15 protein-coding genes and 1 pseudogene are annotated in these 13,998 nt (G+C 42.8%); 9 read left to right on the forward strand and 7 right to left on the reverse strand.

Annotated elements, in window-relative coordinates; translation table 11 throughout:
* Window positions 1-94 precede the first annotated feature (94 nt).
* Entirely contained in the window at window positions 95-604 is a 510-nt protein-coding gene (locus ONZ52_RS13210; RefSeq protein WP_265219108.1) for an enterochelin esterase domain-containing protein, read from the forward strand.
* Window positions 597-1,403 (forward strand): enterochelin esterase, encoded by an 807-nt coding sequence (gene fes / locus ONZ52_RS13215; protein ID WP_265219110.1) that lies wholly within the window; start codon window positions 597-599, stop codon window positions 1,401-1,403. The genes ONZ52_RS13210 and fes overlap by 8 nt, the downstream gene beginning before the upstream one ends.
* Here the strand turns inward: fes and ONZ52_RS13220 are convergent.
* From ONZ52_RS13220 to ONZ52_RS13245, 6 genes are all read right to left on the reverse strand, one after another.
* Window positions 1,400-2,248: an ABC transporter ATP-binding protein gene (locus tag ONZ52_RS13220; protein WP_265219111.1), complete on the reverse strand. Its 849-nt coding sequence runs from the start codon at window positions 2,246-2,248 to the stop codon at window positions 1,400-1,402. The two genes, fes and ONZ52_RS13220, sit on opposite strands and share 4 nt — an antisense overlap.
* Window positions 2,248-3,261 carry a FecCD family ABC transporter permease gene (locus tag ONZ52_RS13225; protein ID WP_265219112.1) on the reverse strand — a complete coding sequence of 338 codons (1,014 nt, stop codon included), beginning with the start codon at window positions 3,259-3,261 and terminating at the stop codon, window positions 2,248-2,250. The genes ONZ52_RS13220 and ONZ52_RS13225 overlap by 1 nt, the downstream gene beginning before the upstream one ends.
* Window positions 3,258-4,274, reverse strand: coding sequence for a Fe(3+)-siderophore ABC transporter permease (gene fepD, locus ONZ52_RS13230; RefSeq protein WP_265219114.1), 1,017 nt, complete (start codon window positions 4,272-4,274; stop codon window positions 3,258-3,260). The genes ONZ52_RS13225 and fepD overlap by 4 nt, the downstream gene beginning before the upstream one ends.
* The gene (locus tag ONZ52_RS13235; protein WP_265219116.1) at window positions 4,264-4,398 is read right to left on the reverse strand and encodes a hypothetical protein; all 135 of its coding nucleotides are present in this window, start codon (window positions 4,396-4,398) and stop codon (window positions 4,264-4,266) included. The genes fepD and ONZ52_RS13235 overlap by 11 nt, the downstream gene beginning before the upstream one ends.
* A 178-nt stretch (window positions 4,399-4,576) precedes the next feature.
* Window positions 4,577-4,978: a hypothetical protein gene (locus ONZ52_RS13240; protein WP_265219117.1), complete on the reverse strand. Its 402-nt coding sequence runs from the start codon at window positions 4,976-4,978 to the stop codon at window positions 4,577-4,579.
* Between the two features lie 330 nt (window positions 4,979-5,308).
* Window positions 5,309-5,977, reverse strand: a complete 669-nt coding sequence (locus ONZ52_RS13245) for a glycosyl hydrolase family 79 N-terminal domain-containing protein (RefSeq protein WP_265219119.1) — start codon at window positions 5,975-5,977, stop codon at window positions 5,309-5,311.
* A 120-nt stretch (window positions 5,978-6,097) separates the two neighbouring features.
* On the opposite strand from ONZ52_RS13245, the pseudogene ONZ52_RS13250 reads away from it, so the two are divergent.
* Window positions 6,098-6,612: pseudogene (locus ONZ52_RS13250) on the forward strand (lipocalin family protein).
* Here ONZ52_RS13250 and ONZ52_RS13255 read toward each other — a convergent pair.
* The gene (locus ONZ52_RS13255; protein ID WP_265219121.1) at window positions 6,604-7,176 is read right to left on the reverse strand and encodes a hypothetical protein; all 573 of its coding nucleotides are present in this window, start codon (window positions 7,174-7,176) and stop codon (window positions 6,604-6,606) included. The pseudogene ONZ52_RS13250 and the gene ONZ52_RS13255 sit on opposite strands and share 9 nt — an antisense overlap.
* Before the next feature lie 132 nt (window positions 7,177-7,308).
* Between ONZ52_RS13255 and ONZ52_RS13260 the strand changes: the two genes are divergently transcribed.
* From ONZ52_RS13260 to ONZ52_RS13285, 6 genes are read left to right on the forward strand one after another with little or no spacing between them, the layout of a single operon-like run.
* Window positions 7,309-8,532 carry a pepsin-like aspartic protease gene (locus tag ONZ52_RS13260; RefSeq protein WP_265219123.1) on the forward strand — a complete coding sequence of 408 codons (1,224 nt, stop codon included), beginning with the start codon at window positions 7,309-7,311 and terminating at the stop codon, window positions 8,530-8,532.
* Window positions 8,533-8,547: 15 nt separating this feature from the next.
* Complete coding sequence (locus tag ONZ52_RS13265) at window positions 8,548-9,321, forward strand: avidin/streptavidin family protein (RefSeq protein WP_265219124.1); 774 nt, start codon at window positions 8,548-8,550, stop codon at window positions 9,319-9,321.
* A 35-nt stretch (window positions 9,322-9,356) separates the two neighbouring features.
* Entirely contained in the window at window positions 9,357-10,001 is a 645-nt protein-coding gene (locus tag ONZ52_RS13270; RefSeq protein WP_265219126.1) for a PAS domain S-box protein, read from the forward strand.
* A gap of 20 nt (window positions 10,002-10,021) precedes the next feature.
* Window positions 10,022-11,704: an ATP-binding protein gene (locus ONZ52_RS13275; protein WP_265219128.1), complete on the forward strand. Its 1,683-nt coding sequence runs from the start codon at window positions 10,022-10,024 to the stop codon at window positions 11,702-11,704.
* 5 nt (window positions 11,705-11,709) lie between these two features.
* Window positions 11,710-12,636 carry a GGDEF domain-containing response regulator gene (locus tag ONZ52_RS13280; RefSeq protein WP_265219130.1) on the forward strand — a complete coding sequence of 309 codons (927 nt, stop codon included), beginning with the start codon at window positions 11,710-11,712 and terminating at the stop codon, window positions 12,634-12,636.
* A gap of 26 nt (window positions 12,637-12,662) precedes the next feature.
* Window positions 12,663-13,982, forward strand: a complete 1,320-nt coding sequence (locus tag ONZ52_RS13285; protein WP_265219131.1) for a DUF3422 family protein — start codon at window positions 12,663-12,665, stop codon at window positions 13,980-13,982.
* The last annotated feature ends 16 nt before the right edge of the window (window positions 13,983-13,998 follow it).

The following is a 13,998-nucleotide window of genomic DNA, read 5'->3' on the forward strand; positions in this document are numbered from 1 at the left end:
ATTTACATTTTTCTTAATCTTCTATCGTTTGAATTATTAGAAGGTTAGTGATGTTGTATTTTTAAATTTTTGTGAGCAGAGGATAAGACGAAAAATGCTGGCTGACATGATAGAGATTAGATCACTGTTGCAGTCTAGAGGAGTGGCCTATGATGGTATTGGTACCGCTGAATGGTGGGAAAAAATCGCCAATTTAGGAACTCCATTGTTTTTAGAGGATGGCGGTTTAACTAGAAAAGTGCTGTTTTTGTGGCGAGACCCGCAAGGCGATGAAATCGCATCAACTGCAGCGAGTGTATTGCTTGATGTCAATTCCATCACGGATCATCACAGTTGGACGCCTGTTTGTTTGCAGCGGCACTCAGGCACAGATGTATGGTTTGGTGTATTGGAGGTACATTCGCAATGGCGCGGAAGTTATTCATTTATTCCTATTGAAAGACACCAGTTGCCCGATGTAGTACGAGATCGTGGTGATGGCTCTTTGATAGCACAGCGCTCTTGGTGGATTGATGTTGCAAAGCAGCAAACTTTTGATCCATTCAATCGATTGCCTCACGTCAAATCTGGTTGGGGATTGAGGCTCGCCGCTACATATGCCTAACGCCCCCTTAGAGTTGGGGTGGCAAGAGTGGGAGCAGGGAAGTCTTAGTATGGTTAACAAAGATCGACTTAGTGTTATTGACTGGGACTCTTCAGATTTGACCAATCGAAGATCTTGTTGGTTGTTTTCTACATCCATCGGTCATGCGCCATTGGTTATTCTACTTGATGGCGAAAATTGGGGAGAGGCGAGTGGTACCTTGTCTGTATTGCAGTATTTAACCGATATAAGGCAAATCGCTCCAGCGCATTATTTACTGATCGCTTCCATCGATTCGAAAACTCGTTGGCAAGAGCTAGGGTGCTCACATTTATTTTGGTCTGCTGTGGTGTTTGATTTATTGCCTAAGGTTTCAGCATTAATGGAAGTAGATGGTCGTGGTATCTCTGATCGGCTGGTGGCGGGACAAAGTTTAGGTGGGCTCTCTTCTTTATATGCGAGTGCTTATTTTCCTATGTTTTTTTCAAAAGTTATTAGCCTGTCAGGCTCATTTTGGTGGCCTAACAAAGCCTTGATGCTAGATGCTGCCGCCGTGCCATTTAATCCTGTACCTGCTAATAGTATTACCGAGCAGATTTTGCAGGATAAAGTTGATGTCTCGCACCTGAAAATCTATCAAAATGTAGGTTCAGGAGAGAGGGGAATGTGCCATCTTAACAACGCTACATATCAAGCGATTCATCAAAAAGGTGGAAACGTTAAGTTCGAGCTAGTTCATGGAGGTCATGACTGGTTATCTTGGCGCTCAGGTTTAATAAAAGGCTTGTTATTTTTAATGCCAGCACCCCTCCAACATTAGCCACGTCCTTTGGGAATGACTAATGGCGTGCCCGAAACAGGGTCTTCAAGAATAAGGCAAGGAAGTCCAAAGACTTCGTGGATGAGAGTCTCATTGATAATATCATTTGGGGCGCCAGTTGCGACGATCTTGCCCGCTTTCATAGCGATTAGATTATCTGCGTATCGACAAGCATGATTTAGGTCGTGTAGAACGGCGACCATAGTGTGTCCCTGTTTGCGGTTTAAGTCTTGAAATAAATCCAGTAGTTCAATTTGATGGGCAATATCCAAATACGTTGTTGGTTCGTCTAATAGGAGTAATGGTGTTTCCTGTGCCAGCGCCATGGCTACCCAAACTCGTTGCTTTTGTCCGCCAGACAATTGATCAACATTTTGCTGAGCCAATTCAGAAATGTTTGTGGCTCGCATGGCGGCATCCACGGCTTTTTGGTCTTCTTCTCGCCAAGGTTGAAACCATTTTTGATGTGGAAAGCGCCCACGAGCGACTAGGTCAACGACTTTGATACCATCTGGAGCAATCGCACTTTGTGGTAATAGCCCCAGTACTTTTGCCACATCACGGGTCGGTAGTTGATGAATATTTTGGCTGTTGAGTAATACTTGTCCTGATTTGGGTGGCAACAGTCGACTTAGCGCTCTTAATAAGGTGGATTTTCCACAACCATTTGGGCCGACAATAATGCTGAATTTTCCCTCAGGTATATCGATTGATAGATTTTCGGTGATAATGTTTTGGTCGTAACTTAGCGTGATCGATTGGGTTGATAATGACAGTGCAGACAAAGCTTGAGAAGCCGTAGTGTCTTGCTTTATTTGTTTACGTGCCATGGTTGTCGTCGTCATTATTTTCCTTCCCGAATAATCAAATATACTAGATAAATGCCACCCAAACTGACCGTGATGAGTCCCACCGGTAAGGTTGAGTCTTCCCAAATATGCTGCGCGATAAAATCAGCGCTTAATAGTAGTAAGCTCCCAACTAGAGCAGATGAGCCTAACGAAACCCCAGCGCTGTTTTCTAGTCGTCTTGCTATCTGAGGGGCGGCTAAAGCGATGAAGGCTATCGGTCCTGTTATCGCGGTGGCCACCGCTGTTAGGGCAACACCAACAAACATCAGCATAAGGCGGGTTTTATTCACTGAAATCCCTAATGCCGCCGCGGTATCGTCTCCCATTTCAAGTAGCTTCATACGCGTGTTGAGTAAAAACGCACAAAAGATAAAGGCCGTAATCAACATGGCTGCTGGTAAAATGCGTGACCAAGTCATGCCGTTCAGTGTGCCTGCACTCCATAATGCCGCGGTCATTGCCGTTTCCAGCGATACGCTGAGTATTAGCCATTGGTTAAAGGCTGAGAGAGTGGCGCTAATAGCGATACCCACAATGATTAATCTAAAACCAGAATGCCCTCCTTTATAGGCAAAAATATAGACGAGAAGAGCAGAAAAAAGACCGCCAAGAATAGCGCCAAACACACTTAACCAATAAAGATTGCCGAATAAAGCAATAGACAGTAAAACCCCTGTAAAGGCACCCACATTAAAGCCTGTTATGTCAGGGCTGCCCAAAGGATTGCGAACCAAGGATTGAAATACAGCGCCGCTAATGCCTAGCGCAGCGCCGAGGATTAAAGCGGTAAACAATCGTGACGCTCGCCATTGCCAGACAACAATGGATTGATAAGTGTCTGCTTGCCCCGTGAGAAGTAACCAAATGTCGTGGGTGCTTTCGGTAATGTGTTTACCAAAAAATAGTGTGGCGAACACCATGGCAAGCGTAAAAATACAAATCATGTGTTTTGGATGATGGCTGACAAAATGGCTAATGTTTAGGGGCGGTATTCGATCGATTCTCATAATCCTGAGGCTCCTTTTCTACGCACTAAATAAATAAGAATAGGAGCACCGATAAACGCCGTGACAATAGAGACTCTTAATTCACCAGCGATTAATACTCGTCCAATAATATCAGCGAATAACAGCAAGGTGGGCGTTAAAATACAGCAAAATGGCACAATCCAGCGTTGATCTGGTCCCACCATCCAGCGAGCAATGTGTGGCATCATCAGGCTAACAAAACCGATAGGGCCAGCGGCAGCGGTTGCCGCACCACAGAGTAAAGTAACGGCAACTAGGCCGAGTAACTGAATCCGTGCTGGTTTGCTGCCAAGGGCCGTGGCTAAAGAATCACCCAGACCAAATGCATTGAGGGCAGGGGTAATTGACATAGCCAATAAACAACCACCCATGACAATAGGCGCTATAAACAACGGCACAGATAGCGAACGAATATCTAAACTACCAATAGCCCAAAAACGCATCTGATCAAATGCACTAGGGTTAAAGAGTGTCAGACCAGAACTAATGCCACCAAATACGGCACCAATGGCAACACCGGCTAATGTGAGTTTTAGTGGATCTGATTTTCCGCCCCCCATACTACCAACAAAATACACGAATAAGCTGGCTAAAAAAGCGCCAAGGGCCGCGTAGCCAAAAAACTCAGTGAGTTGAGTCGCCCCCAAAAAGACGATGGCAATCGCAATGGCTAAACTGGCGCCTAAATTTACCCCTAGAATGCCAGGGTCCGCCAAAGGGTTTCGGGTAATTGCCTGAATCAGTGCGCCAGATGTGCCAAGCGCCATGCCGACAAACAGCCCATTTAATGTACGCGGTAAGCGCCCTTCAATGATGATGGTTTTCGCCAGCCCATGCTCTTTGCCTGTAAAAATGCCCCATAGCGTGTCGATGCTAATGGGTTTTGCTCCAATGCATAGGCTGGCAACCATGATAATAAGCAAAAATAATAGCGAGACGAGTAGCCAAGCATATCGCCTGTTCTTTGATGCTGGTGTTGTATTATTGGTCATGGTGATTATGTCCAAACAAGGCCTGTAATCGTTTTAGTAAGTTGGTGGCACTGTAATAGTCCAAACGAAAAGTATCTTCCCCAACAGCGAAAACTTGCTTTAAGTGAGTCATAACGTGAACCATGTCTAAAATCCTGTAGACCAAAAAGAACGCGTTATTATATAGATGAGAACGAGTTGTTTATACTATTGATAACCATTTCTATTTATTTTTTGAATATTTTACACGTTAAAACACCAAAAATTAATGCTGTAAGGGCTAACGAGGTTGAGCTTAGATAGTTTAGGGAAGTCGCTCAATTTTACTTTGCCATTTTTAAATTTAGGTCTGATGCCGTTAATACGGATTTTTTTGATGTCAGCGAATCGGCGGTGATTTCAAAGCGCTTCTTTTTTGAGCCAAAGCCGTTGCAGTGAAGGATTTTGGGCTGAGCAGACATGTTGATGATGAGGAGGGTGCATTTGCCTTCTTTTTTTGCGCTATGGCAATAGATTTGCACAAAGGGATCGTTGCTTTGCACATCGAAAACGTTTTCTCCCATAAGCTTCCCCCACAACCAACTAACCCAATAATCAGGGTTGGGTTTCAGGGTTTGCCGATTGATAAGAGCGTAGTCACCCCCAATGAGGCTTTGTCTTACCATGACTTTTTGCCCGATTTTCGCCCCTCTTCCTAATTGATCCGCCCACCAAAAAGAAGACACAAAACGATCGGATAGCTTGGCTTGTCCACCACATTGAGCAGAACCTGTTTCCCGGTCCAGAGTTGTGCGCTTGGTTGATACTTATTGCGCAATTGTTCTAATTGTCGAGAGTATTTTTCATAGTCCATAAGAGAGTTGGGCGACAAAATATTATTGACCGTGGCAGCGCGGGTCTTGACCGGTGACCGGCTGCTTTGGAATGGATAATAATGCCAATCAACGATATCAAGGGTTTCTGTTAGATATTCTAAAAAAGGAGCGGAGAGGTTACTCAGGGGTTTGATGGCCTCTCCAATTCTCGGCCAAAAGGCGCTGCCTGGGCCGGATATTTTACTGGTTGGGCTGTGCTGTCGCACACATTGAATGAAGGTATCGTAATCTTTCGCTAGGTTTTTTGCGCTTGGCTGTGAGGTGAAACCATGAAATGCCCAATAGGCATTGAGTCTCATTACCCAGTTCGCAAATGTCGATTTGTTGTTGGTGAGCTTGGCTGTATTTTAATAGATCAATGACTTCCGTTGCGTCCCAACGTCCTTGTTTACGGCGTTCAAAAAGACCGTATTTTAGCGTGAATATCAGGGCTAAATCATGGCGTTGGCAAAAATGATGAAGGTTATTCCACATGGTTTGGCTAAGTAATAGGCCATCATGTTGCTTTTCAGAAAGAGGTTTTTGGCTGGTGAAATATTCCACCTTGTCTGCTTCCGACCCACCAACTCGAATGTAGGCGGCCTCGAGTGCATCCACGAGTAAATCTAATTTAGATTGATTCAAGTCCAGAGGCGCGACACGTTTGGTTCCTAATCCTTGCTGTGTGCCTGTGCTGCCTTCCCACCAAAATCCCCCAGCTAAGACCGAGATATCGATTGAAAAAGACAGATATCTTGTGTCAATTTTAGTAATAGGATGAGTGCTGGTTAAGTTGACGACAAGAGATTTATTTTGGCGATTACTGTATTGTCCTCGATTCCAAGGGCGAATTAGTCTATTACTAAACAAGGTGTGTTTTCCCTCATAAACCGTTTTGGGGGCGATTTTAATAGACTGCGATAAAAGTATGACATTTGTGTGATGGTAATAACGATCACACCGTTTTAGATTCTGTATAAAGGTATTCGTATGAAGTTGTTCGTTTGGGGAGTTGTGTTTCTGTTGGTGGGTTGTACTAGTGCTCCAAAGGACATCGATCCTGTGACACAGTTTCAAGTTGAACGTTACTTAGGGACTTGGTATGAAATCGTGCGCCAAGACCATGCTTTTGAGGAAGGCTTATCTAACGTAACGGCAAGCTATTCCATGCGAGAGGATGGCGGTGTTGCGGTGTTGAATCGTGGCTATTCTGCAGAGGATAAAGAGTGGCGAGAAGCAGAAGGCCGCGCATACTTTGTTAATTCTTCCGATGTGGGTCATTTGAAAGTCTCGTTTTTGGCCCCTTTTACGGCGCATATGTCATTTTTGAATTGGATAAAAAAGACTATCAATACGCCATGATTTCGGGTCCAAGCCGAGACTATTTTTGGTTATTGTCACGCACGCCAACTATGCCGGCGGCGGTTAAAAATCGATTGTTAGCGCAAGCCCAAGCTTTGGGGTTTCCAATGGATAAGTTGATTATGGTCACGCATTCAAAATAACGAGCAAGTAATGGTTTGTTTGGCGTCTTCACTGGAACAAACGGCAGCGTAAGCAGCGGGACTTTGAATAAGGGCATAATGTGCGTCAGAATTTCGACAATAGGCGACAAAAGCCTCGTACTGCTGATTAAAATCAGCTCTTGTTAGGTCAAAATCGATGAAGGCGTCATTGTCCTCCCTGTTTTCTTCTATTGAGTCTACTCTTGCTCGTTGAATCAAATAATTTAGTTCATTGTATCGATGGCGTATTTGATGGCAATAAGCGCTATTAGGTAAGGTTTCTGCACACTCAGTTATCGCGATTTCTAATTCTGTTTTTTCTTCTTCATAGCGGCTTACGTCATTCAGTGTCTGATTGGATTGCCGTTGTGTTCTTTGTGTATTAAGGGATAGAGCATCCAGTCTATCTTTTGCTTGATTCAAACGCTCCTCTTTCACTAAGCATGCCTTACCGAAGGCGATCAGATCACTGCTATGGGCTAAGCTTATGGTGGTTAACCCTATCAAAACAATGCCAACACGAAGAACTGGGCGACACATAGGACTTTTCTGCTTGTTTTTCATATGTCATTAAATCTTTAGATCAAGTATAAGTGAATGAAAGGTTTTTTATTTTACAGTGTTGTTTTGGCCGATTTTTTAGTTCTGTTTTTGTCGTAAGACAAGCTGAGTATACACGTGCTTATTGGGGGAAATATGAAAAAATCCGTATTAGTGAATGATAATGCAACAGGCCTTTCCATCTCGCTTGATCGCGGTCCTTTTCAGAATAATGGTGCGTCACCTTGGTATGCGTATGTTGGGGTTGGCACCTCCGCGCAAGCGTTGAAGTTCTCTTTTGATACGGGCAGTAACTTTATGTGGGTGACCTCAAGTCTGTGCAAAGCCGATACTTGCCATCATTATGGCGATCAACAATTTGTCTACCAATTATCGTCCAGCTTTTCATGGGTAGATCAACAGACGATGGCAGTGGACTTTGGCCCGTGGGGCAGCATGGCGGTTAAAACAGGCAAAGATATATTGACATTAACGCCTGATGCACTGGGGCAAATCGATAGTGGGCCGATATCTTTGACCTCCGACCTGTATTTAGCGCAAGCGTATCAAGGTGTGCAGTTTTATGAGTTAGATTGGGACGGTGGTATTGGCATTCCCAGTACAACAGAAGTATCGGATGCACCTTTTGCTGCTTTTGCTTACCGTGGGATAGAGACGCAACAGGCGAGTGAGCCGACTTCATTTCATTTTTTTCAAAGTCTGGTTGAGCAAGGAATCGTCAGCACTGAGTGCCCTTATGTGGCATTTTTAACTGACATGGATGAGGGGCATGGGCAGGTTGAATTTGGACACTTAAATCAAGATTACCGATACAGTAGAGAATATTTATTTTTGCCATGGGACAAATACAGTGTGCCCTATCTGTGGACTAGCAAAATAACATCTCTTGCCTTGGGGGAAACACAAATTATTGCTCCAGAGTCCACGACTAATCCACCTTATTTTTTGGCACTAGACTCTGGGTCTTCTCAATTTAAAGGAGACTTTGATGTCATGACAAGGCTTTATAATCTTGCTTCTCATACCAAAGACAACCTCATTATTGAGATTGGTCAAACGGATTTGGGTGAAGTTGGTAAATTAGTGGTGACCTCAGAAATGTATGATGTCCTGATTGAAGCAGGCCAGCAAAAGGGCAAAGTGGTCACGCAATTCCAGCCAATGGAGGGCGCTGATTACATTGCTTTAGTTGGCTCAGTACTCATGGATTATCTTTATACCGTGTATGAATTTAATGTGGTGGAAGCGGCGGGCAACGTCTCCTTGCTTCCTGTCGGTATGTGGGTTTTTAACAAATCTACTGGGCCTAAAGTTATTACGACAACGCAAAGTAAACCGGCACGAATTTTTCACTCTTAGCGTAAGGAGAAAGTAATGGCATTGGTATTGAATGGAACATGGGAAAACAGTTATGGCTCCACTATGGTGTTAGACGTTGATGAAGAGGGATTCATTTTTGGTGAATATCGTTCTCATACGGGGTCAACGGGCACGTATTTGGTGATCGGACATTGTTCTCCAAGTGATCCAACGAGCGATGTTGGGCAGCCGCTTGTATTGTCTATTTATTGGCGCTCCATTGGCGGCGAAGAACCGGATGATGGTTCACATTGGGTATCTACCTATTGCGGTCAGCTTGATAACAATGGCCATATGACGGTCATTAATTCTTTGGTAACAACAACAAGCTTCCAAGCCTTTTCCCCAGGCGATTATATTGACAAGCTTATATTCACTAAGCAATCCAGTTTGAACCGACCATCAGCAAAAAATATCGCTTTACTGGCTCAACCTAAAGTGCCAATTGCGAATCCGATTAACGGCGTGTGGTCAGATAAAGAGCAGGGTATTGAATTATTCTTGTTTTTACAGGATCAAGAATACGGCGTGGTGAATGGTTGGCTTTCTTATAACAACGAGATAATGAGTATGCTGGGCTTCACGGATATATTAGTTGATAACAATATATTACAGAGTATTAGCGTAAGTGGTTATATGCTGAATACGAATCAGCCTATATCACTTATTGGTCGTATTAGCCAAAATGGTAAGGCGTTAGTGCTTTCTCGTTGGTTATCGAATTCAACTACAGCCGAAGAGGCGTATTTTCAAGCCAGTTCGATGAATTGGGAACTCACTAAAAACTAATTCTTAGGTTTCTGTTTAAATGTGAGGGAGAACAAATGAATCTAAGTCATGTTTATAATAAAGAAGAGCATGATCAAACGATAATTGACTGCTTTTTGCAGATGTGGCGCTATTCTGCCGATTTGATGTTTATCATGGCGGTAGAAGAGGGTGATGAGTTCTCTCTATACGATAATAATCCAGCCTCTAAAGCCGTTATGGGCCTAGAAAAGGGGGCGGAAATACACAGACTTAATTTGCGTGTTCAGTTTGGTGATGAGATGGCTGAGCAAGTGTATGCAACGTACCGTGAAGTCATCATTAATCGAACTCCTGTGTCCATCGAGCAAGCGGGAATGCGAGGCGATGGTAGTCGTATTTATTTTGATACCTTGTTTGTGCCGATATTTGATTCAAACGGGAAAGCCGTTTTTGTCTGTGGTGTAAGTCGCGATATCACTAAAATTAAAGACGCCGAAACGGTGGCATTACAGGCCAATGAAAAATTACTTGAATACAGTGTTGCACTTGAAAGTATTAATCAAGACTTAGATCGCAAGGTGCAAGAGCGGACAAAGGAATTAGAAGACGCAAAACGTGCTGTAGAAGAGGCATTGGAAGCAAAGTCTTCTTTTGTTGCTCGAATGAGCCATGAAATACGTACACCGATCAATGCTGTGATTGGGATTTCAGTCACCTGAGTTTGAAAACGCCTTTAAATATGGAACAGCAGGATTACATTAATAAAATACTCACTTCCGGTGAGGTATTGTTAAGTTTGGTTAACGACGTACTGGATTTTTCGAAAATTGAAGCGGGGAAAATGGGCATAGAAGAAGTACTATTTTCACCTCGTTTGATTGTCGAGCATGCAATCAATATGAGTGCACTCAAAGCGAAAGAGAAGAAGCTCACATTAACCGTGGATATCTCTCCTACCTTACCGACCATGTTGCTGGGAGACCCATTACGTATTCAGCAGATTTTGGTCAATTTGGTGAGCAATGCAGTTAAGTTTACCGAGCGAGGAGGAGTTTGTGTTCGTTTGTATGCTGATATTGATAGTCGCCGTTTTTCACTGCGCAGTGATGTCATTGATACGGGCATTGGTATTGCCAAGACATTTTCTGATCAGTTGTTTCAATCTTTTCAACAAGCCGACGACAGCATTACTCGAGAATTTGGAGGAACAGGTCTAGGGCTAGCGATTTCTCGTCAGTTATGTGAGCTGATGGGCGGAAAAATTTGGGTGAATAGCACCGTAGGACAAGGTTCAACGTTTAGTTTTACGGTCCCACTTTCTGTGCCTACTAACAAATTGACTCATGATGAAAATGGCATCGTTGAAGGTCACACTGCGCCGAATTTATCCCAATACCATATTCTGTTAGTCGAAGATAATATCATTAATCAAAAAGTTATTCTGGGGTATTTAGGAGATACTGGTATACAGGTTGATGTAGCGGAAAATGGCGAAGAAGCGATTCGTATGGTTAACAACAAAGATTATAATCTTGTCTTCATGGACATTCAGATGCCCGTGATGGATGGTCTTACAGCGACTCGTAAAATCAGAAAGCTTTCTCACTCTAAATATAGTTATCTTCCAATTGTTGCTATGACGGCTCATGTATCTCAAGAAGCAAAAAAACAGTCTGCCAGTGCAGGAATGAATGCACATTTGGATAAACCAATAAAAAAAGCGGATTTATACAAAATTTTACAAAAACATCTAAATGTAAAGGAACCGCATGGAGCCTCACAAGTGGCTAGCTTAGAGCTTGGTAATGAGGCAGACGCTCATCCTGACCTATTGTCTAATTTATCTGCAATCGATACATTAGATGTATATGAAGCCGTCAAAAATTTAGGTGGTAAGAAAGATCTATATATTGATTTAGTGACGGCCTTTCATAAAAAATATCAAGATGTTTGTTTAGAAAAAAGATCGAGGGATGAATTTTTTTCTACATTACATTCCTTGAAGTCTAATTCCGCTTATATTGGTGCTTTTACACTGTCTTCGTACTGTTTGGCATTAGAGAATGAGCTTCATAATGAAGTAGTTCACTCTAAAATATTCCCATTGTTGGTGGGAACATTTCGAGAGTTACTTGATCAATTGGGAGTTGTGTTAATACCTTATGCTTCTTTTATTGCTGCTAATGTTAAACACGTGGTTTTTTCTGAAGCTGAGCTTTTAAAGAAATTAGAAGAGATTATTCCTTTTCTGAAAAACTCTGATTTTTTGGTGGAAAGTCATTTTAGTGTCCTACGTCAGATGGTCAGAGGGACGAAATATGCTTTCGACATAGAGCACGTAATTTCTGATGTACAAAATGTCGAGTTCGAGGACGCGGAAGTAAAAGTCTCTCAACTCATTTTAGCGCTTCAAGGTGATTAAAGGCGATGGCAAAAGAACAAAGAGTTTTAGTCATTGATGATGAAAAAATCAATCTAAAAATAATTGGCGATATGCTTAACGATGATGTCCATGTTATGTTGGCTAAAAGTGGTGAGCAAGGGATCAGAAAAGCCATTCAATATCAACCAGATTTGATTTTGCTAGATGTTGTCATGCCAGAGATGGATGGTTTTGAAACCATGAATCGCCTTCGTCATAATGTACACACAAGCGCCATACCTGTGATTTTTATTACGGCTTTGAACGATGCGAGTCATGAAGAAAAAGCACTATTAATGGGCGCAAGCGATTATATTCAAAAGCCATTGCATACAAATATTGTACAAGCTCGGGTACGATTACATTTAGAGTTGGTTAAGCAGCGTAAATTACTAGAAAAATTGGCCAACATCGATCCATTAACTGCGTTAGCCAATCGTCGTAAATACCAAGATGTTATTGCTCATGAATGGCAAAAAGCCATTTATAACCAAGATTGTATTTCTTTATTGGTCATCGATATTGATAATTTTAAGCAATACAATGATTGCTATGGTCATGCAACCGGTGACACAGTATTAAAACAAGTGGCAGCAGCATTGGCTAATCAAGTTACTGATAAAGGGCTTGTGGCACGCTACGGTGGAGAAGAGTTTGTTATTGTTTTGCCTGGTTATTCGCAGGAAGCCTCTGTCGAAATCGCGCGTTATTGTATGCAAGATGTTGAATCATTAAATTTAGTTTACAGTCATGAAGAGTTCAGTGGCAAAGTGACTGTGAGTGTTGGGGGCGCCACAAAAAAACCAACGGATAAGTGCGACATCGACGTTTTTTTCAACATGGCTGATGAGATGCTTGGTTTGGCTAAGAAAAGCGGTAAAAATAAAATATTATGGAAATTACCTGGTGATCTACATCTTATTGCTAGATGATCGTAACAAAAAATCGGTTAAATATAATGAATAACTCCTACGGGTTAGAGATGCACCCGTTGCGTGATACGCTGTATGCGGAACTACATTCACGTCCTTTTCAGGTGCTGCCCAGTCCAGCCAGAATTAGTTACCTTGCTGTTATTGTTAGGTCAGATCAAAAGCAAGCAGAGTTTGAACACTTTTGTTCACTGTATGATTATTTTAATGGCACACCACCAGAAAATGACAGTGTATGTTTTGAGGTAGATTTTGGTCCTTTTAAGGTTCGTCGTGACAAGCACCTTGAATTTATTTCTTATATGGTCATCCACACTGAAGTCGATGCGCAGCTAGGCTTTTTTGATCAAAATGCCTTGGCTTATTTGCCGCTTGAGTGGTTATCAAGTATGCCAGGCACCACCATTGCTGCTTTTCATGTGTCTGTTGAGGATGCCCGAACCATTCCTGAACCAGATCTGGCTCTTGTTAAAAGCCACTTTGAAGGTATGCGTTTAGTTGGTAGTCGACCTCAAAATGGTGATGCCCAAGTCTGGACAACGTTTCAATTGCACAGTGATGGCTGTGGGCGCTTCTTGATTTACAACAAGCGCATGAGTGATAGCCAGCTGGGTCGTATGGTTCAACGTGTTGTTGAAATAGAAACCTACCGTTTGATGGCGCTATTAGCCTTGCCCATGGCACGTAAATATAACGCAGAATTGGTCGTCATGGACGAAGAGTTAGCTCAGACTACCGCCAGCTTGTCAGATGCGACAGAACCACTAGATGAGCAAGCCCTGTTGAGTGAGCTAATAGACATGGCGGCTTGGGTTGAAGCGACACGATCAAAAACCTCTTTCCGATTCAGTGCCACGAGGGCGTATCACGAGTTGGTTTTAAAGCGTTTAGCTGAGTTAAAAGAAGACGAAGTCTCGGGGCATTTAACCATTACCGAATTCATGACCCGTCGTTTAACACCAGCAGTGAGAACCTGTAATACGGCAGGCAATCATTTAGAAAGCCTTTCTACTCGCATTGATAGAGTGTCAGATATGATGCGCACCCAAGTAGAAATGTCGATTCAATCTCAAAACCAACAACTGCTCACTTCCATGGACCGTCGTTCAAAAATTCAACTTGCCATGCAGCATACGGTTGAAGGTTTGTCTGTTGCTGCCATCAGTTATTACAGTGTAGGGTTGTTGAAGTTTTTGATCGAAGCCGTGTATGACAAAGGCGTGAGTTTTGATAAAAGCCTAGTGGTTGGTTTGTCGGTGCCTCTTGTTGTCGGCAGTGTGTGGTTAGCGACGCGAAAAATACATAAACGCTTTTTGTTGTTGGCTAAGGTCAAAGAAGAAAAGTAGCCGCTGTTTCGTTTTT

This window comes from Marinomonas rhodophyticola (assembly GCF_026113935.1).
Classification (GTDB): Bacteria; Pseudomonadota; Gammaproteobacteria; order Pseudomonadales; family Marinomonadaceae; genus Marinomonas; species Marinomonas rhodophyticola.

What these genes read in the sequence shown, in the direction of transcription:
- ONZ52_RS13210 (WP_265219108.1), top strand. Translation starts at nt 95, where the DNA reads ATGCTGGCTGACATGATAGAGATTAGATCACTGTTGCAGTCTAGAGGA.
- fes (WP_265219110.1), top strand. Translation starts at nt 597, where the DNA reads ATGCCTAACGCCCCCTTAGAGTTGGGGTGGCAAGAGTGGGAGCAGGGA.
- ONZ52_RS13270 (WP_265219126.1), top strand. Translation starts at nt 9,357, where the DNA reads ATGAATCTAAGTCATGTTTATAATAAAGAAGAGCATGATCAAACGATA.
- ONZ52_RS13280 (WP_265219130.1), top strand. Translation starts at nt 11,710, where the DNA reads ATGGCAAAAGAACAAAGAGTTTTAGTCATTGATGATGAAAAAATCAAT.
- ONZ52_RS13265 (WP_265219124.1), top strand. Translation starts at nt 8,548, where the DNA reads ATGGCATTGGTATTGAATGGAACATGGGAAAACAGTTATGGCTCCACT.
- ONZ52_RS13260 (WP_265219123.1), top strand. Translation starts at nt 7,309, where the DNA reads ATGAAAAAATCCGTATTAGTGAATGATAATGCAACAGGCCTTTCCATC.
- fepD (WP_265219114.1), bottom strand. Translation starts at nt 4,274, where the DNA reads ATGACCAATAATACAACACCAGCATCAAAGAACAGGCGATATGCTTGG.
- ONZ52_RS13285 (WP_265219131.1), top strand. Translation starts at nt 12,663, where the DNA reads ATGAATAACTCCTACGGGTTAGAGATGCACCCGTTGCGTGATACGCTG.
- ONZ52_RS13235 (WP_265219116.1), bottom strand. Translation starts at nt 4,398, where the DNA reads ATGGTTCACGTTATGACTCACTTAAAGCAAGTTTTCGCTGTTGGGGAA.
- ONZ52_RS13225 (WP_265219112.1), bottom strand. Translation starts at nt 3,261, where the DNA reads ATGAGAATCGATCGAATACCGCCCCTAAACATTAGCCATTTTGTCAGC.
- ONZ52_RS13275 (WP_265219128.1), top strand. Translation starts at nt 10,022, where the DNA reads ATGGAACAGCAGGATTACATTAATAAAATACTCACTTCCGGTGAGGTA.
- ONZ52_RS13255 (WP_265219121.1), bottom strand. Translation starts at nt 7,176, where the DNA reads ATGAAAAACAAGCAGAAAAGTCCTATGTGTCGCCCAGTTCTTCGTGTT.
- ONZ52_RS13220 (WP_265219111.1), bottom strand. Translation starts at nt 2,248, where the DNA reads ATGACGACGACAACCATGGCACGTAAACAAATAAAGCAAGACACTACG.